Source organism: Nonomuraea sp. NPDC050536 (assembly GCF_044457685.1).
GTDB lineage: Bacteria > Actinomycetota > Actinomycetes > Streptosporangiales > Streptosporangiaceae > Nonomuraea.
Genome location: NZ_JBITHD010000018.1, coordinates 123212 through 140347, shown reverse-complemented (window position 1 = coordinate 140347; position 17136 = coordinate 123212). Strand labels below are relative to the sequence as shown.

General features: G+C 69.8%; 19 protein-coding genes. 12 read left to right on the top strand and 7 right to left on the bottom strand.

The annotated features are described in order from the left end of the window. Nucleotides 1-12: 12 nt before the first annotated feature. Together ACIBHX_RS39000 and ACIBHX_RS38995 are read right to left on the bottom strand one after the other, a co-directional pair. Complete coding sequence (locus tag ACIBHX_RS39000; protein ID WP_397072482.1) at nucleotides 13-1494, bottom strand: alpha/beta fold hydrolase; 1482 nt, start codon at nucleotides 1492-1494, stop codon at nucleotides 13-15. Nucleotides 1495-1563: 69 nt separating this feature from the next. After that, entirely contained in the window at nucleotides 1564-1779 is a 216-nt protein-coding gene (locus ACIBHX_RS38995) for a DUF2530 domain-containing protein (protein WP_397072481.1), read from the bottom strand. Nucleotides 1780-1862: 83 nt separating this feature from the next. Here ACIBHX_RS38995 and ACIBHX_RS38990 point away from each other — a divergent pair, with 83 nt between their 5' ends. From ACIBHX_RS38990 to thpR, 5 genes are all read left to right on the top strand, one after another. Next, nucleotides 1863-3293: an NCS2 family permease gene (locus ACIBHX_RS38990; protein ID WP_397072480.1), complete on the top strand. Its 1431-nt coding sequence runs from the start codon at nucleotides 1863-1865 to the stop codon at nucleotides 3291-3293. A 95-nt stretch (nucleotides 3294-3388) separates the two neighbouring features. Beyond that, nucleotides 3389-3841, top strand: coding sequence for a MarR family winged helix-turn-helix transcriptional regulator (locus ACIBHX_RS38985; RefSeq protein ID WP_397072479.1), 453 nt, complete (start codon nucleotides 3389-3391; stop codon nucleotides 3839-3841). Nucleotides 3842-3864: 23 nt separating this feature from the next. Further along, nucleotides 3865-5088: an MFS transporter gene (locus ACIBHX_RS38980; protein WP_397072478.1), complete on the top strand. Its 1224-nt coding sequence runs from the start codon at nucleotides 3865-3867 to the stop codon at nucleotides 5086-5088. A 22-nt stretch (nucleotides 5089-5110) separates the two neighbouring features. After that, nucleotides 5111-5377, top strand: a complete 267-nt coding sequence (locus ACIBHX_RS38975) for a hypothetical protein (RefSeq protein ID WP_397072477.1) — start codon at nucleotides 5111-5113, stop codon at nucleotides 5375-5377. Next, nucleotides 5374-5919, top strand: coding sequence for an RNA 2',3'-cyclic phosphodiesterase (gene thpR / locus ACIBHX_RS38970; RefSeq protein WP_397072476.1), 546 nt, complete (start codon nucleotides 5374-5376; stop codon nucleotides 5917-5919). Before ACIBHX_RS38975 ends, thpR begins: the two co-directional genes overlap by 4 nt. 161 nt (nucleotides 5920-6080) lie before the next feature. Here the strand turns inward: thpR and ACIBHX_RS38965 are convergent, their stop codons facing one another. After that, nucleotides 6081-7049 carry an aldo/keto reductase gene (locus tag ACIBHX_RS38965; RefSeq protein WP_397072475.1) on the bottom strand — a complete coding sequence of 323 codons (969 nt, stop codon included), beginning with the start codon at nucleotides 7047-7049 and terminating at the stop codon, nucleotides 6081-6083. A 74-nt stretch (nucleotides 7050-7123) separates the two neighbouring features. On the opposite strand from ACIBHX_RS38965, the gene ACIBHX_RS38960 reads away from it, so the two are divergent. Then, nucleotides 7124-8155 (top strand): hypothetical protein, encoded by a 1032-nt coding sequence (locus ACIBHX_RS38960; RefSeq protein ID WP_397072474.1) that lies wholly within the window; start codon nucleotides 7124-7126, stop codon nucleotides 8153-8155. Between the two features lie 49 nt (nucleotides 8156-8204). Here ACIBHX_RS38960 and ACIBHX_RS38955 read toward each other — a convergent pair whose 3' ends face one another. Both ACIBHX_RS38955 and ACIBHX_RS38950 read right to left on the bottom strand, forming a co-directional pair. After that, a complete protein-coding gene (locus tag ACIBHX_RS38955) occupies nucleotides 8205-8576 on the bottom strand; it encodes a hypothetical protein (RefSeq protein WP_397072473.1) in 372 nt (123 codons plus the stop codon). A gap of 77 nt (nucleotides 8577-8653) precedes the next feature. Then, nucleotides 8654-9379, bottom strand: a complete 726-nt coding sequence (locus tag ACIBHX_RS38950; RefSeq protein WP_397072472.1) for a TetR/AcrR family transcriptional regulator — start codon at nucleotides 9377-9379, stop codon at nucleotides 8654-8656. Nucleotides 9380-9472: 93 nt separating this feature from the next. On the opposite strand from ACIBHX_RS38950, the gene ACIBHX_RS38945 reads away from it, so the two are divergent. The 5 genes from ACIBHX_RS38945 to ACIBHX_RS38925 are packed head-to-tail and all read left to right on the top strand — an operon-like array spanning nucleotide 9473 to nucleotide 14493. Continuing rightward, nucleotides 9473-10468: an SDR family NAD(P)-dependent oxidoreductase gene (locus ACIBHX_RS38945; protein WP_397072471.1), complete on the top strand. Its 996-nt coding sequence runs from the start codon at nucleotides 9473-9475 to the stop codon at nucleotides 10466-10468. Then, a complete protein-coding gene (gene lhgO / locus ACIBHX_RS38940; protein ID WP_397072470.1) occupies nucleotides 10465-11652 on the top strand; it encodes an L-2-hydroxyglutarate oxidase in 1188 nt (395 codons plus the stop codon). The genes ACIBHX_RS38945 and lhgO overlap by 4 nt, the downstream gene beginning before the upstream one ends. A 17-nt stretch (nucleotides 11653-11669) precedes the next feature. Next, a complete protein-coding gene (locus tag ACIBHX_RS38935; protein ID WP_397072469.1) occupies nucleotides 11670-12362 on the top strand; it encodes a response regulator transcription factor in 693 nt (230 codons plus the stop codon). Continuing rightward, on the top strand, nucleotides 12362-13771 hold the full coding sequence (locus ACIBHX_RS38930) for an ATP-binding protein (protein WP_397072468.1): 1410 nt from the start codon (nucleotides 12362-12364) through the stop codon (nucleotides 13769-13771). Before ACIBHX_RS38935 ends, ACIBHX_RS38930 begins: the two co-directional genes overlap by 1 nt. Nucleotides 13772-13812: 41 nt before the next feature. Continuing rightward, nucleotides 13813-14493 (top strand): response regulator transcription factor, encoded by a 681-nt coding sequence (locus tag ACIBHX_RS38925; RefSeq protein WP_397072467.1) that lies wholly within the window; start codon nucleotides 13813-13815, stop codon nucleotides 14491-14493. Here ACIBHX_RS38925 and ACIBHX_RS38920 read toward each other — a convergent pair. Then, nucleotides 14471-15610, bottom strand: a complete 1140-nt coding sequence (locus tag ACIBHX_RS38920) for an MFS transporter (RefSeq protein WP_397072466.1) — start codon at nucleotides 15608-15610, stop codon at nucleotides 14471-14473. The genes ACIBHX_RS38925 and ACIBHX_RS38920 overlap by 23 nt on opposite strands. Nucleotides 15611-15697: 87 nt before the next feature. Here ACIBHX_RS38920 and ACIBHX_RS38915 point away from each other — a divergent pair, with 87 nt between their 5' ends. Next, a complete protein-coding gene (locus ACIBHX_RS38915) occupies nucleotides 15698-16141 on the top strand; it encodes a hypothetical protein (protein ID WP_397072465.1) in 444 nt (147 codons plus the stop codon). 116 nt (nucleotides 16142-16257) lie between these two features. Here ACIBHX_RS38915 and ACIBHX_RS38910 read toward each other — a convergent pair whose 3' ends face one another. Continuing rightward, nucleotides 16258-17136 carry a LysR family transcriptional regulator gene (locus ACIBHX_RS38910; protein ID WP_397072464.1) on the bottom strand — a complete coding sequence of 293 codons (879 nt, stop codon included), beginning with the start codon at nucleotides 17134-17136 and terminating at the stop codon, nucleotides 16258-16260.

The window sequence follows — 17136 nt, the reverse complement described above, 5'->3', positions numbered from 1 at the left end:
GCATCGCCGGGATCAGACGGCGGGGCAGGTGGCGGGAGCGCCGGGCAGGGTGCCGTTGAGGAAGTAGGTGTCGATGGCCCGGGTGACGCAGGGGCTGCCGCTGAGGTAGGCGCCGTGGCCCTCGCCCTCGTAGGTGAGCACGACACCCGTCTTGAGGGAGGCGGCGAGCTTGGGGGCCCACTCGTAGGGGGTGGCGGGGTCGCCCTTGCCGCCGACCACCACGATGGGGGCCGAGCCGGTGGCGTCGACGTGCTTGGCCTCGTCCGTGCCCTTGACCGGCCAGTCCTGGCAGAAGACACCGGCGTTGGAGGTGGCCAGGAGCGGGAAGATGCGTCCCACCTTGGTGACGATGCGCTTCATGGCCGCCGCGTCGGGGCGCTCGGTGGTGTCCGCGCAGTTGACGGCGGTGTTGCTGGCCAGCATGGTGGCGTACGTGCCGTCGGGCTTACGGCCGGTGTAGGCGTCGGCCAGCGCCAGCAGGATGCTCCCGTCGCCCTGCTGCGCCGCCGTCGTCGCCTGCTCGAGCACCGGCCAGGTCTGCTTGGCGTAGAGCGAGGTGAGCATGCCCAGCTGCGCCAGGCCCTTGGTGAGCGTGCGGCCCTTGACGTCCATCGGCATGCGCTTGAGCAGGTCCCGCAGCGTGCGGTCGACGGCGGCGGGGTCCTTGCCCAGGGCGCAGGCGCGCTTGGCGCAGTCGGCGGCGAAGGCGTCGTAGGCGTGCTTGAAGCCGTGCATCTGGATGACCGTCCGCTGCTCCAGCGTCACCGACGGGTCCAAGGCGCCGTCGAGCACGAACCGGCCCACGTTCTTGGGGAACTTGGTGGCGTAGACGGCTCCGAGGTGCGTGCCGTACGAGATGCCGAAGTAGTTGAGCCGCGCGTCACCGAGCGCCTGCCGCATCCGGTCGAGGTCCTGGGCGGCGTTGACCGTGCCGACGTAGGGCAGCACCTTGCCGGAGTCCTTCTCGCAGGCGGCGACGAACTGCTTGTTGAGGCCCGTGAGCTCGATCGGCAGAACGTCGTCGGAGACCGAGGTGAGCTTCTCGATGAGGTTGCCGCACTTCACCCCGGCGCTGCGGTCGACGCCGCGCGGGTCGAAGCTGACCAGGTCGTAGCGGCTGCCGAGCCCGGCGAACGCCTTGGCCGCCATACCGAGCGTGGTGACGCCTGAGGCGCCCGGCCCGCCGAAGTTGAACACCAGCGAGCCGAGCCGGTCGCCGGTGGCCTTGACGCGGATCAGCGCCAGGTCGATCGTCTCGCCCTGAGGCTTGGCGTAGTCCAGGGGGACGGCGAGCTTGCCGCACTCGATGGCGGGGTCGGGCTTGGCAGGCCGGCCGTCGGGACCGGTCAGATCGGTGCACGGCGCCCACGCGAGCGAGCCGCCGGGGGAGGAGGGCGTCCCCGACGCGGGCTTGCCCGTCGAAGGCTTCTCCGAGGCCGAGCAACCCGCGAGGGCGAGCACGAACAGGAGGGAGGTGGCAACGGTCTTCTTCATGGACAAAAGCGTGATCGAACCGCTTTTGCCCAGGTAGTGGCCAAAAACAGCGGTTGGAGGTGACTAATGTCAGCTCCGGGACGCGCGTCTGCGCACGAACCAGAGACCGAAGAGGCCGAACCCGATCCCGGTCACGCACGTCCAGATCCACCACGAGTTCTCGGGCGCGGGCCGGAAGATCAGCAGGATGACCAGCGCGACCGCCCACAGCCCAATCCCCACGGCGACGGCCGCCGCGTCATTGGTCTTGATCGGCTCCGGATCGGGATGCCACTGTTTGTCCACATTAGTCACCATAGCTTCCAATCAGGTCTCGATCCGATCACCGGATCTATCTGACCGGTCGGGACGGCTGCCACTCTGCGCGCGTGAGTGCAATAGACCGTTTCTTCGAAATCTCCGCACGAGGCTCGACGATCTCCCGTGAGGTCCGTGGCGGGTTAGCCACGTTCTTCACCATGGCGTACATCGTCGTGCTGAACCCGATCATCATCGCCAACGGCAAGGACATCCAGGGCCAGTTCATCGGCGACGGCACCAGCGCCAACCTGCCCCTGGTGGCGGCCGGGACGGCGCTGGTGGCCGGCATCATGACGATCCTCATGGGCGTGGTGGCGAGGGTGCCCTTCGCCATGGCCGCGGGGCTCGGGCTCAACGCCTTCGTCACCTTCAACATCGCCACCAAGATGACCTGGGAAGAGGCCATGGGCCTGGTCTTCGTCGAGGGTGTCATCATCGGCATCCTGGTGTTGACCGGATTCAGGGTGGCGGTGTTCAACGCCATCCCCGCCCAGTTGAAGACCGCGATCAGCGTGGGTATCGGATTGTTCATCGCGCTGATCGGTTTCGTGGACTCCGGTTTCGTGCGCCGGGTCCCGGCCGGGCCGCCACTGGAGATGGGCATCAGGGGCGACCTGACCTCGTGGCCGATCTTCGTGTTCGTGGTCGGCCTGCTGGTGACGGCCGTGCTCGTGGCCAGGAAGGTCAAGGGCGCGATCCTGATCGGCATCATCGGGACCACGATCCTGGCCGTCGTCGTCGAGCTGATCGCCAAGGCCGGGCCTTCCTCCGACAAGAACCCCGGCGGCTGGCAGCTGAACGTGCCGGCCGTCCCTAACAGCATGCCGGGGCTGGAGAACCCGTTCCGGCTGTTCAAGGAGTTCGACCCGATCGGCGCGTTCACCCACGGTTCGGTGCTGCTGGCCGTACTGCTGGTGTTCACGCTGCTGATCACGGACTTCTTCGACACGATGGGGACGATCGTCGGCGTCGGGCGGCAGGCCGGGCTGGTCGACGGGCAGGGGCAGCTGCCGCGCACCCGGGAGATCCTGCTGATCGACTCGATCGGCGCGGCCGCGGGCGGCGCCGGGTCGGTGTCGTCCAACACCACCTACATCGAGTCGGCCGCGGGCGTCGGCGAGGGCGCGCGCACCGGGCTGGCCAGCGTGGTCACCGGACTGCTCTTCCTGGTCGCGATCTTCTTCGCGCCGCTGGTCAAGATCGTGCCCTACGAGGCGGCCGCGCCCGCGCTGGTCGTGGTGGGCTTCCTGATGATGACCTCGGTGAAGGACATCGACTTCACCGACTACGAGGTGGCGATCCCGGCCTTCCTCACGATCGTGGTCATGCCGTTCACCTACTCCGTCACCAACGGCATCGGCGCCGGCTTCGTCAGCTACGTGCTGATCAAGCTCGTGCGGGGCAAGGGACGTGCGATGCACCCGCTGCTGTGGGGCGTGGCCGTGCTGTTCATCGTCTACTTCGCGCTGGGGCCGATCAAGGCTCTGCTGCATCTCTAGGGGTTCGATCCTGTCTCGTACGGTGGGACGGCCCGCCGTACGAGGCACTATGGAAATAACCGCGCAGTGTATATAGTTAGCAAAGGTAATGACTCATGCTAACCAAGAACCAGCACAAGATGGACCTGCGGAGCGACGCAGGCCTGGCTTCAGCCCTGCGCGTGTCACTGGCGCGGCTGACCAGGCGACTACGACGACAGGCGGCGGCGCACTCGCTGACTCCCACCCAGTTCGCGACGCTCGCCGCGGTGGAACGGCATTCCGGGATAACCCCCGGCGAATTGGCCGAGCTCGAGAAGGTGCAGCCCCCCTCGATGACACGCGTGATCGCGGCGCTCGAGGAGCGCGGGTTGGTCGCGCGCACCCCACACCCGACCGACCGGCGTCAGGTGACCGTGACCGTGACCGAGGCTGCGCAGGCGCTGCTGAAGGAGGAACGGCGCCGCAAGGAGGCGTGGCTGAACCAGCGATTGAAGGAGCTGACACCCGAGGAGCGGGCGATCCTCAGGCAGGCGGCGCCGATTCTGGAGAAGCTCAGCAGGATCTAGAGCCTGAAGATCCCGGGACCGGGATGTTCCGGTCGCTCAGGATTCGCAACTACCGCATGTTCCTGTCGGGCACCGCGGTCTCCAACGTCGGCACCTGGCTACAGCGCACCGCGCAGGACTGGCTGGTGCTCGACCTCACGCACGGCAGCGCCGCCGCCCTCGGTACGGCCACGGCGCTGCAGTTCCTGCCCATGCTGCTGTTCGGCCTGTTCGGCGGCGTGCTGGCCGACCGGTACCCGAAGCGGCCGATCCTGATCGTGGCGCAGTCGCTGATGGCGCTGCTCGCCCTGACCATCGGCGTGCTGACCGTGACCGGGGTCGCCCAGGTCTGGCACGTGTACCTGATGGCGTTCACGCTCGGCGTGATCTCCTGTGTGGAGGTGCCGACCCGGCAGGCGTTCGTGGTCGAGATGGTCGGCAGGCGCGACCTGTCCAACGCGATCGCGCTGAACAGCTCCATGTTCAACCTGGCCCGCGTGGTCGGCCCGGCGCTCGCCGGTGTGCTGATCTACGTGCTCGGCGGCACCGGCCCGCTGTTCCTGATCAACGGGCTGACCTTCACCGCGGTGATCTCCAGCCTGGTCTTCATGCGCCGCTCCGAGCTGAACCCGGCAGTCCCGGTGCCGCGCGCCAAGGGGCAGTTGCGCGAGGGCCTGCGGTACGTGATCCAGCGCGAAGAGCTGCTGCTGCCGATCCTGCTGATCGCGTTCGTGTCGATGTTCTCGCAGTCGTTCTCGATGTCCATCGCGCTGATGGCGCGGCAGGTGTTCAACGCGGGCGCGTCGTCGTTCGGGCTGGCCTCGAGCATGTTCGCCATCGGCGCGCTGGGTGGTGCGCTGCTGGCCGCGCGGCGTGCCCGGCCGTCGAAGCGGATGCTGATCGCGGGGGCGATCGGATTCGGGCTGTTCCAGGTGGCCACCGCGGTCGCGCCGTTCTACCCGGCCTACCTGCTGCTGCTCGTGCCGACGGGGATCGCGCTGATCACGATCAACACGGCCGCCAACGCGAGCGTGCAGCTGGCCACCTCGCCCGACATGCGCGGGCGCGTGATGGGTATCTACATGCTGGTCTTCACCGGCGGGGCGCCGCTCGGAGCGCCGCTGATCGGGTGGCTGTCGGACCTCGGCGGGCCGCGCGCGGGCGTGCTGCTCTCCGGCCTGATGGTTCTGGTGGGCACCGGGCTGGCGGTGCTGTGCGCCCGCATGATCGGCGCGCGCGTGGCCAAGCCGGCTCTGGCCACCGCATGATCGCTGCGTAGACAATCATGGAATGTGGTGGATTCTGATCGAGGAGAACCATGGTTCCTCGGATGCCAAGGAATGGCGCACCTCGACCGTCAAGGTCAACGGTGACCGGTGGCTGGCGCGGGCCAAGGCGGAAGAGCTGGCGCGCACTCACGTGCCCCGGCACCCGGCGTTCGCGCAGCGGCGCTCGGTTCTCAAGGTCGACGACGATCACTGGGTGACCATCGTGCAGGGCGCCACCAGGGACTACCACTTCCGGGTCACGGTCGCCGAGCTGGTGCACGACGAATGAGGCTGTTCGCGGCCCTGCTGCCGCCCGAACCGGTGCTTGACGAGATCTCCCACGCCATCGCACCGCATGTCGGGCAGGTACCGGGGCTGCGCTGGCCCGACCGGGCCACCTGGCACATCACGCTCGCCTTCTACGGCGACGTGCCCGATCACGTCCTGCCCGATCTGGAGGTACGGCTGGCCCGCGCCGCCGGCCGGCACGATCCGCTCGACGTGTCCTTCGCCGGGTTCGGGGCCTTCGCTTCCGTACGGCGGGCCAGGGTGTTCTGGATCGGCGTGGCGGGCGACCCGATGAACCGGCTGGCCGATTCCGCGCGGGCCGCGGGCCGGCGGGCGGGAGCCGTACAGACCGACGAGAAACGCTTCCACCCGCACCTGACGCTGGGCCGGGCGAAGTCGGAGACCGACCTCCGCCCGCTGGTGGAGTCGCTGGCTGGATTCCAGGGCTCGCCGTGGCGGGCGGAGGAGGTGCGGCTCGTGCGCAGCTACCCGGGAGCCCAGGTGCGGTACGAGACGCTGAGGGCGTGGACACTGGGCAGGTGAGGCCGAAATCACGGCGCTCGCACCCGTCTGGCGGGGTTAGGCTCCACAACGTGGACCGTCCTCGCCCTTGGCTGCTGCCTCTCGTGCTCGGCCTCCTGCTGCTCATCGTCATCATCGGCGCGCTGCTCACCTAGGCGCTCAGCGCGCCGCGCCTGATGCTTCTACCAGGCGTAGTCCTCCGGGGCCGTGCGGTGGCCGGGGAAGATCTCGTCCAGGCGGGCCAGGGCCTTGTCGTCGAGCTGGATCTCCACGGCCCGCAGGCTGCCCTCGAGCTGCTCCATCGTGCGCGGGCCGATGATCGGCGACACGACGGCGGGGCGGGTGAGGAGCCAGGCCAGCGCCACGTTCGCCGGGTCCTCGCCGAGCTCGTCGCAGAACTGCTCGTACTGCTCGATCTTGTCGCGGTGCTTCTCGAGCTCCCTGACCATGTGGTCGGCCGCCGAGCGGTTCTTGTCGATCTTGCGGAGCACGCCGCCGAGCAGGCCGCTGGCCAGCGGGCTCCACGGGATCACACCGATGCCGTAGTCCTGCGCGGCGGGCAGCACCTCCAGCTCGGCCGTCCTGGTGAGCAGGTTGTAGTGGCTCTGCTCGGTGACCAGACCGAAGAAGTTGCGCTGCTTGGCCGTCTCCTGGGCCTTGGCCAGGTGCCAGCCCGCGAAGTTCGAGGAGCCGACGTAGAGGATCTTGCCCTGCAGCCGCAGGACCTCCATGGCCTCCCAGAACTCCTCGAACGGGGTGTCTCTGTCGACGTGGTGTGCCTGGTAGATGTCGATGTAGTCGGTCTGCAGGCGCTTCAGCGAGGCGTCGCACGCCCTGCGGATGTTCAGCGCCGACAGCATGCCCTCGTTGGGCCAGTCGCCCATCGAGCCGTACAGCTTGGTGGCGATCACCGTCTTCTCACGGCGCTGACCGCCCTGGGCGAACCAGCGGCCGACGATCTGCTCCGTGGCGCCACGGCCGGCCTGCCTGCCGTACACGTTGGCGGAGTCGAAGAAGTTGATGCCCAGCTCATGGGCCCTGTCCATGATCGCGAAGGAGTCCTCTTCGCTGGTCAGCGGCCCGAAGTTCATGGTGCCGAGGCACAGCGGACTGACCTTGAGCCCACTTCGTCCAAGGTTCACGTAATCCATGCCTTCAACCCTAAGCACCTGGAGTGCACTCCAGGCCAGGGCTGGCTCGGCCGCGGATTGGGCATGATGTCGGAATGGGGGATGTCTTGATCAAAATGTTCGCCGCCGCCGTCGTGACCTGCGCGCTGTTCCCGACGCCTGCTCAGGCGGCCATCCTGGCACCCACCCAGGCGTCCCGTTCGGACGACGACGCCCAGGAGAAGCTCTTCACGATCAAGGATCCGCGGATCGCCGAGTCGAGCGGCCTGGCCGTCTCGCCCACGCACCCGGACGTCTACTACACCCACAACGACAGCGGCGCCGGGCCGGTCTTCTACGCGTTGGGCCCCAACGGCCGGACGAAGGCCACGTTTCGCCTGCGGGGGGCGGAATCTCGCGATTGGGAGGCCATGGCGGCCACCAAGGACCCGAAGACCGGGCGGGGCGTGCTGTGGTTCGCCGACATCGGCGACAACATGGACGGTGCCTGGCCCGACGTGTCCATCTATCGAGTGATGGAGCCCACCGTGCTGAAGGACGCCACGCTTCCTGCGGTCCGGTACCGGTTCCGGTACTCCGGCGGCGGGCGCAACGCCGAGGGCATCATGATCAACCCGCGGACCGGGCGGCTGTACGTGGTCTCCAAGGAGTTCTCCGGGTCGGTCTACATCGCGCCCAAGCAGCTCAGGACCTCGGGGATCAACATCCTGCGCAAGGTGGGCGACGCGCCCATCATGGCCACGGACGCGGCCTACGCGCCCGATGGGTCGAGCTACGTGATCCGGACCTACTTCTCGGCCACCCTCTACCGGCCGTCGGGCGAGATGATCACCCGGGTGTCGATGCCGGAGCTCCACCAGGCGGAGTCGATCGCCTACGCGCCCGACGGCAAGGCCCTGCTGACGGGTAGCGAGGGCCTCAACAGCCCCGTCTACCGGGTCCCGATCCCCTCTCGCGCCCGGCCTGTGCGGGCTTCCCCCTCTTCGACCCCGTCTGCCCGCCCGGTCGCCGACACCGCCGCCGCCGACCGCGGCTCCGGGCTCACGGGGCGCGGGCTGGTGATCTGGATCGCCGCCGCCCTGGGCGCCGTCGCCCTCATCACCTTCATCGCCCGCCGCACGAGATAACTTCTTCTTCTTTTCTACGCGGTTCTTCCTGTACGGCGAGCCGCCCCTTTCAGGGGTTGCGGAGGGTGGGGGTGAAGATCTCGCCGCGGAGGGCGCGGTCGACGACCTGGATGGAGCGGGCCAGGCGGACCAGGCGGGGCCCCTCCTCGCGGTAGACGTCGAGGACGGCCTCCACGGCGTGCGGCGGGAGGTGGCTTTTGAGGTCGACCGAGGCGCCCCGGTAGCCGGACCTGGCCGCCTCGATCGCCGAGTCGACGTGGTAGATCGCCATCCTGGCCAGCGCGATCGGGTGGCGGCGCAGCACCTCGTAGGCCCGGTAGTCGGGCGGCACGGCATCGAGCAGCCAGGCCACGGCCGAGGTCTCCCAGTCGGGAACGCTGGGCGGGCGGACCTCGGACGGCCACTCCGGCGGCAGGTACATGCCGTCAATCGTACTCAGGTTCGAGTACATGTCACCGACCCGTCCCCAGGTTCGACTTCCCAGGTGAAGAGGGGAACTCAGGGCAACCGGGTCGCCAGGCCGTCGAGGATGCGGTCGACGCCGTAGCGGAAGTCGGCGTCGCGGATCACCTGGGGGTCCTCGTCGCGCAGCGACGCGAAGCCCTCGCGCACGTACGGATGCTCCTGCGCCGCCTGCTCGGCCGCCGGGCGGATGCTCTCCACCCACTCCTGCTCCGACAGCCCGCTCCTGGCGATCAGCGACAGGTAGGCCGCCTCGCTGGTCGTCATGCCGATGACGAAGGCCATCAGCGTGTTCAGTGCCTGCTCCGCCTCCCGCGCCTGGAACCCGGCGTCCCTGAACAGGGCGAGCATGCGGTCGTGCTGGCCGGCCAGGTTCGGCCCGAGGTCGGCGAGGCCCACCTGGCCGAGCACGGAGACGAGCCAGGGGTGCCCCAGGATCACCGCGCGCAGGCTGTGGGCGCACTCGGTCATCCCGGCCCGCCACTGTGCGGGGTCGGACACCTCGGGCACCCGCACCTCGCCGTAGACCTCGTCCACCACCAGCTCGATCAGCTCGTCCTTGTTGGCCACGTGCCGGTACAGCGAGGTCGCCCCGGCGTTCAGCCTGGTGCCGAGCGTGCGCATGCTCAGGGCGTCGATGCCCTCCTCGTCCAGCAGCTGAACGGCCTCCGACACGATCCGGTCCCGGCTGAGCGCCGGCTGCTCCCGCTTGGTGCGCTCACGGGCCCACACGGAGGGAATGGTCGGTTTGGTGGCAGCCATCGGGGTCCTCCTCGTTCCTTGCGGCGACCCAGCATAGCGCACAGCGTGCGCAAGTGCGTACAGGTGGGTTGGGGGATAGTGTAGCTTCCTGCCATGCGGGTCTTGATCACCGGGGCATCGGGCTTCGTCGGGTCGCACGCGACGGTGGCGCTTCTCGCGGCCGGCCACGACGTCCGCCTTCTTGTGAGAAATCCGGACAAGGCCGTTCGCGTGCTGGCCAACCTGCTGCAACAAGACGTACGGCCCGCCATCGTCCCGGGCGACATCCGCGACAGGACCGCTGTCAGGGAGGCCCTGGCCGAATGCGACGCCGTCCTGCACTCCGCCGCCGAGATGGGCGTGACCGGCCACGGCGCCGACCTGCGCGGCGCCAACGTCCAGGGCCTGGAGAACGTCCTCGGCCAGGCCGTCGAGCTGGGCCTGGATCCCGTCGTGCACGTGTCCACGGTCGCGGTCTTCGTCCCGCCGAACGAGCCGCTGATCACCGCCGGCAGCCCGCTGGCCAGCCCGCGCAACGCCTACGGCCGCTCCAAGGTCGAGGGCGAGCGGTACGCCAGGGGGCTCGGCGGCGTGACCATCGTCTACCCGGGCGGCGTCGTCGGCCCGTACCAGCCCACGCTGGACGCGCTCAACGAGGGCCTGTGCGCGGGCCTGCGGATGGGCTGGCCGATCGTCCCCGGCGGCGTGAGCATCCTGGACGTCCGCGACCTGGCCACCGCCCTGGCCGCCTGCTTCACCGAGGGACAGGGCGCCCGCCGCTACCTCATAGGCGGACATTTCCGGAATTGGCGGGAAGTGGCGGAGCTGTGTGCCCGGCTCACGGGACGCAAGCCCACCACGTTCCCCATCCCCGGATGGACCCTGCGCGCGATGGGCGCCGCCCTCGACGCGATCAGGATCGTCGACCATCCGCTCACCAGGGACGCCGCCGACTTCATGCTCACCCTCGTCCCCACCGACGACTCCCTCGCCCTGGAGGAGCTCGGCGTGACGCTGCGCCTGGTGGAAGACACCGTTTCGGACACATTGCGGTGGCTTGCCGCCGAAGGCCACCTGAATCCCCGCAAAATCGGGAGACTGGCGACGTGACGGAGAAGATTGGGGTCGTCGGGGCCGGGATCGTCGGGCTGGCCGTGGCTCGCGAGCTGGGTGCCAGAGGCGCCGAGGTGACGGTCCTGGAGAAGGAGAACCGCGTCGCCGCCCACCAGACCGGGCACAACAGCGGCGTCGTGCACGCGGGCATCTACTACCCGCCGGGCTCGCTCAAGGCCAGGTTGTGCCGCGAGGGCGTGGCCCTGCTCAAGCAGTACTGCGCCCAGCACGGCCTGCCGTACCAGGAGGTCGGCAAGCTGGTCATCGCCTCCAACCAGGCCGAGCGCCCCAGGCTGAAGGCGCTGGCCGAGCGGGCCAGGGCCAACGGCGTGCCGGATATCGCCGAGCTCGACGCGCTCACGCTGCGCGAGATCGAGCCGCACGCGGTCGGCGTCGGCGCCATCCACTCGCCGCACACCGCGATCGCCGACTTCCCCGCGATCGCACGCCGCCTCGCCCGGGATGTCGCCGACCAGGGCGGATCGGTACGGCTGTCGCACCCGGTCCGGGCGATCCGCGAGACCTCCCGGGGCGTGGACGTGCTGGCCGCCAGGCGCAGGTTCACCTTCGACCGGCTGGTGGTGTGCGCCGGGCTGGGCACCGATGCGGTGGCCCGGATGGCGGGCGATCCGGGCGACATCAGGATCGTGCCGTTCCGCGGCGAGTACTACGCGCTCACCGGCAACGCCAAGGACCTGGTCAACGGCCTGATCTACCCCGTGCCCGACCCGCGCTACCCGTTCCTGGGCGTCCACCTGACCCGCCACATCGACGGCGAGGTCCTGGTCGGGCCGAACGCGGTGCTCGCCCTGGCCTACGAAGGCTACAGATGGCGAAATATCCGTAACGTCCGGCAGATCGCGTCCTGGCCGGGCACGATCCGCCTCGCCAGGCAGCACTGGCGCACCGGCGTCAAAGAGGTCTACGGCTCCCTGATCAAGCGCGCCTTCCTCAAGGCCGCCCAGCGCTACGTGCCGGAACTCGTGGCCGACGACCTGGAGCGCGCCCACGGCGGCGTCCGCGCCCAGGCGGTGTCCAGGGACGGCAAGCTGGTCGACGACTTCGCCGTGGACGTGCACGGGAACGTCGTCCTGGTCCGCAACGCGCCCTCGCCGGCGGCCACCTCGAGCCTGGCAATTGCCCGACACATTGCCGGAATTGTCCCAGCACCGGTCAGGTGAGGGCATCCTTGGAAGTAATGGAAGCGCGCCTGCTCATCGTCGAGGACGACCCGAACATCCTCGAGCTGCTCGCCGCGAGCCTGAGGTTCGCGGGTTTCGACGTGACCACCGCCAAGAGCGGCACGGACGCGGTCACCGCCGTCCAGCGGCACCGCCCTGACCTGGTCGTGCTCGACGTCATGCTGCCCGACCTGGACGGGTTCGAGGTCGTGGGCCGTCTGCGCGGCGGCGGCGTGCACACGCCGGTGGTCTTCCTGACCGCCCGCGACGAGACCGAGGACAAGATCCGCGGGCTGACCATCGGCGGCGACGACTACGTGACCAAGCCGTTCAGCCTGGAAGAGGTGGTGGCCAGGATCCGCGCGGTGCTCCGCCGTACCGCGGGTGAGGCGCCTGCCGCGCCGCCGCGGCTGACGTTCGCCGACATCGAGCTGGACGAGGAGAGCCACGAGGTCTGGCGCGGCGGGCAGATGGTGGCGCTGTCGCCGACCGAGTTCAAGCTGCTGCGCTACTTCATGACCAACGCCGGCCGGGTGCTGTCCAAGCCGCAGATCCTCGACCACGTGTGGGACTACGACTTCCGCGGCGAGGTCGGCATCGTCGAGTCGTACGTCTCCGTGCTCCGCCGCAAGATCGACAACAGGAACCCGCGGCTCATCCACACCCTGCGCGGCGTGGGCTACGTGTTGCGCCTGCCGCCGAGTCCCTGATGCGGGCCCTGCCGCTGCGGATCAAGCTGATCGCGGCCATGCTGGCGCTGCTCGTGCTCGGCATGTCGTTCATCGGCGTGGTCAGCGTGTCGGTGATGCACGGCTACCTGGTCGATCGCGTCGACAGCCAGGTCGATCTGCTCGCGCAGCGCATGACCAAGCGGCTCAAGCTCGGCCGCCACCAGCCGGGCGGCACGCCGCTGCTCATCGAGTCGGACTCGATCGTGCTGGTCAAGCAGCCCGACGACGACGCGTTCACCCCGCTGGGGACCGGCGGGCGCGACGTCGACCTCAAGCCGGGCCCCGCGCTGCCGCCCGATGCCGGGCCGGAACCCTTCACCGCGCTCGCGGTCAAGGGCGGCGGCGAGTGGCGGGTGCTGCAGACCGTGACGCCCTACGGCACGCTCGTGGTCGCCGCCGACCTGGAGGAGGTCAAGGAGATCACCAAGCGCCTGGTGCTCATCGAGGTGCTGGGCGGCGGCGGGATCCTGCTGATCCTGGCGGTGGTGGGCGTCACGACCGTGCGGCGCAGCATGCGGCCGCTGGGCGAGATCGAGCGGACCGCACACGCCATCGCCGGCGGCGAGCTGGGCCGCCGGGTGCCCGACGCCGACCCGCGTACCGAGGTGGGGAGCCTGGCCAGGTCGCTCAACAGCATGCTGGCCCAGATCGAGGCGGCCTTCGCGGCCCGCTCGGCCTCCGAGGCGGCGGCGCGCCGCTCCGAGGACCGGATGCGCCAGTTCGTCGGCGACGCCTCGCACGAGCTGCGCACCCCGCTCACCTCGATCAAGGGCTTCGCCGAGTACGCCAGGCAGAACCCGAACGCCGACCCCGCCGAGCTGATGCAGCGGGTGGAGAAGGCGGCCGGACGGATGAGCCTGCTCGTGGACGACCTGCTGCTGCTCGCGCGGGTCGACCAGCACCGCCCGCTGCGCATGCGGCCGGTCGACATGCTCGCGCTGGCCGCCGACGCCGTCCACGACGCCAGGATCCTGGCCGCCGACCGGACGATCAACCTGGACGTCGTCGGAGGCGCGGCCCTGATCGTCTCGGGAGACGAGGTACGGCTGCGCCAGGTCGTCGGCAACCTCATGACCAACGCGCTCATCCACACTGAGAAGGGCACGCCGGTCACCATCCGGGTCGGGGCGACGCACCAGACGGTCTTCCTCGAGGTCGTCGACCAGGGGCCCGGGCTCACGCCCGAGCAGGTGGAGCACGTCTTCGAACGGTTCTACCGGGCCGATTCGGCCAGGTCACGCCGGGTGTCGGGGGAGGACAGGGGCAGCGGGCTGGGTCTGGCCATCGTGCAGGCGCTCGTGCATGCGCACGGCGGCACCGTCACGGTGGACTCCGCCGTGGGAATCGGCTCCACGTTCAGGGTGGAACTCCCACTCGCCTTGGAGTGAGCCTTCAGTCTTCTTTCAGGTGACCGCGTCATCCTGAGAGTGTGAGTACACCGGAAGCGCTGATCCTGGTGGTGGACGACGAGCCCAGCATCAGGGACCTGCTTTCTGCGAGCCTGCGCTACTCCGGCTTCGAGGTGCTGACCGCCGCCGACGGCTACGAGGCCGTCGAGGTGACCGAGCGGGCCGGACCCGACCTGGTGATCCTGGACGTGATGCTGCCCGACCTGGACGGGTTCGAGGTGGCCAAGCGGATCGACGCCCCCGTGCTGTTCCTGACCGCCCGCGAGTCCACCGAGGACAAGCTGGTCGGGCTCGGCGTGGGCGACGACTACGTGACCAAGCCGTTCAGCCTGGAGGAGGTGCAGGCCAGGGTTCGCGCGGTGCTGCGCCGTACCAGGGGAGAGGCCGCGCCCAAGCGCCTCCTGCAGGTGGCCGACCTGGTGCTGGACGAGGAGGCCGGGGAGGTCACCCGGGCGGGCAAGTCGGTCCGGCTGTCGCCGACGGAGTACAAGCTGCTGCACTACTTCATGACCAACGCCGGGCGGGTGCTGTCGAAGGCGCAGATCCTGGACCACGTGTGGAACTACGACTTCGGCGGCGACACCGGCGTGGTCGAGTCGTACATCTCCTACCTGCGGCGCAAGGTGGACGACGTCGAGCCGCGCCTGATCCACACCCTGCGCAGCGTCGGCTACGTGCTCAGGGAGTCACCCGCCGAGTAGCCAGGCCCGCGCCCGCCAGCGCGAACAGCGCGCCCACCAGGAATGGCGCCATCGTGCCGAACTGCTGCCCGGCCACGCCCGCCACGCCAGAGCCCGCGGCGGCCCCGGCACTGGCGGCCGTCGACATCCAGCCGAAGGCCTCGGCCTGCGCCGCCGGGGCGAGCTCGTCCACCAGCAGCGACGTGGTCGTCAGTGCCGGGTTGAGCGCCATCCCCGCCACGAAGAGCATCGCCCAGAACGCGGGTAGCCAGGGCAGCACCACGAGCGGGAGCGTGGCCACGCCCATCGCCAGCATGAGGACCACGAGCCGGGTCCGCGGTGCCACGGTCCACTCGCGCATGCCGTACAGGGCGGCGCCGGCGATGCCTCCCAGCGAGAGCGCGGCGACCAGCAGGCCGGTGGCGGCGGGCATGCCGCGGGCGGCGGCCAGCGCGGGCAGGCCCACCTCCAAGGCGCCGATCGTGCCACCGAGCAGGACCATCACGGCGAGCAGGATCCGCATGCCGGGATGGGCGAACACCCGGCCTCGCCCCTCGCGGGTGCCCGGCTCGGAACGCGAGGACAATGCGGAGAAGGCCAGCGTGCCGACCCCGGCGGCGACGGCGACCACGCCGAGCGCGAGGGAGGCCGAGGCCAGCGCGACAGCCACACCGAACAGTAGCGGCCCGGTCAGGATCGCCAGCTCCTGCACCAGGAAGACCAGGCTGTAGGCGCCCGTGCGGTCCTCGCTCTGCCGGCCCCACTCCAGGCGCATGCTCACCGAGATGGGGGGCAGGTTCCCCCCGGCCACCAGGGCCAGCACGGCCAGTACCCAGCCGGGCGCGCGCACGCCCGCGCAGGCGACCAGCCCGGCCAGCGCGCCGACGTGCGCGAGCGCCGTGACGACCAGCACCGGCCTGGCTCCGCGGCGGTCGATGAGCCGCCCCTGGACCGGCCTGGCCAGGCCGGTGCCGATCGACATCGCCGCGGCGCACGCGCCGGCCAGCGCCAGTGACCGGGTCGAATCCCGCACCACCAGCACGGTCCCCACGGGCGCCACCTGCTGGGTCAGTTGCGCCGCGAGCCCCAGCATGGCCTGCGCCGCCAGCCCGGGCCGCCGTAACAGATCTCTGTACATGGGTCGAGTATAAGAAGTCTCTTGACAGCCAAATAACTTGAATGCCAAGATATAGGAGAATCAAGAGTTCCGGAGAGGGGCACCACGATGAACACCCTGCAGACCACCCAGCGCGTCGAGGCCTTCCACACCGCCACCAAGAAGCTCGGCCGGTGGACCGACGCGAGCAGCTTCGAACTGCGCGCCCACCGCGGCTACGCCGTGCTCGACCTGCGCGCCATCGAGGCCGACGAGATCGAGATCCGCATCGACGCCGGGCGCTCCGCGATCAAGCTGCTCGTCGCCGACGACGCCGTCATCGACCAGTGGGACCTGCGCATGATCGGCCGCGGCAAGGTCAAGGACTGGACCGGCCTTCCCAGCCAGTCGGGCCCGCGCATCCGCCTGATCGGCGAGATCCGCCACGGCGAGGTGCGGATCTCACGAGGTGGCGTCGCCGTCCTGACCGCCATGCTGTCGCGCGAGTTCGTCGACGACTGCCTGCGCGCCCACCGTGAGGGGACCGCCCCGACTGTCCACGACCCTGCTTGATCCTTTACGGCAAGCCGTCCACCGGCCGCCCGCCGTACTTCGGCTGAGGGCCCGCGACCGGCGCTTCCGGCGAGTCGGGGACGGTGACCCGCCGTCACGGCGCACGGTACCCGTCGCTAGGACGCGGCGGAAAGCGCGTCCAGGAGTGGCTTCAGCAGCGGATGCGTCTCCGCGCCTCTGCGTACCGCGGCGAAAACCCGTCGTTCCGGACCGGAGACCTGCTGGATCGTCACGCCCGGGAGGGCCATGTCCCGCAGCGCCCGCCTCGGTACGAGGGCGACGCCCGCGCCGGCGCCGACCAGGGCGACGACCGCTCTGAAGTCGTCGGAGGAGTGGGCGAAGCGCGGGGTGAAGCCCGCCTGCTCGCAGGCGAAGGTGATGACGTCGTGGACCGGGTTGCCCGGGTAGGGGCCGATCCAGGTCTCCTCGGCCAAGGCGGGCAGGTCCACCGGCTCGTCGCGGCCAGGCGGCAGGACCAGGTCGAACGGCTCGGCGTACAGGGGACGGCGGGTGATGCGGCGGTCCGTCGCGTCGGGCGCGCCCCGGTACTCCACCGCGATCGTCAGGTCGGCCAGCTCGTCCAGGAGCATCTTCAACCCCTGGTCGCCCTCGGCGTCCAGCACCCGCACCCGCAGCCCCGGCTTCGTCACGGACAGCGCGGCCATCGCGGGGGAGAGCACGGCGCTGATCGCGGTGGCGAAGCAGGCCACCGTGACCTCGCCCGCCGCACCGTTGGCGTAGGCGGCCACCTCGGCCTCGGCGCGCTCCAGCTGGGCCAGCACCTCGTTGGCGTGGCCCAGCATGATCTTGCCCACCGCGGTCAGGTGGACGCCCCGGCCGTCACGGGTGAACAGTCGGTGCCCCACCTCGTGCTCCAGCGCGCCGAGCTGCTGGGACACTGCCGACGGCGTCAGGTGCAACGCGGCCGCCGCGGCGGTGACCGTACCGTGGTCGGCCACCGCCCGCAGAGTGCGCAGGCGCCGCGTGTCTATCAC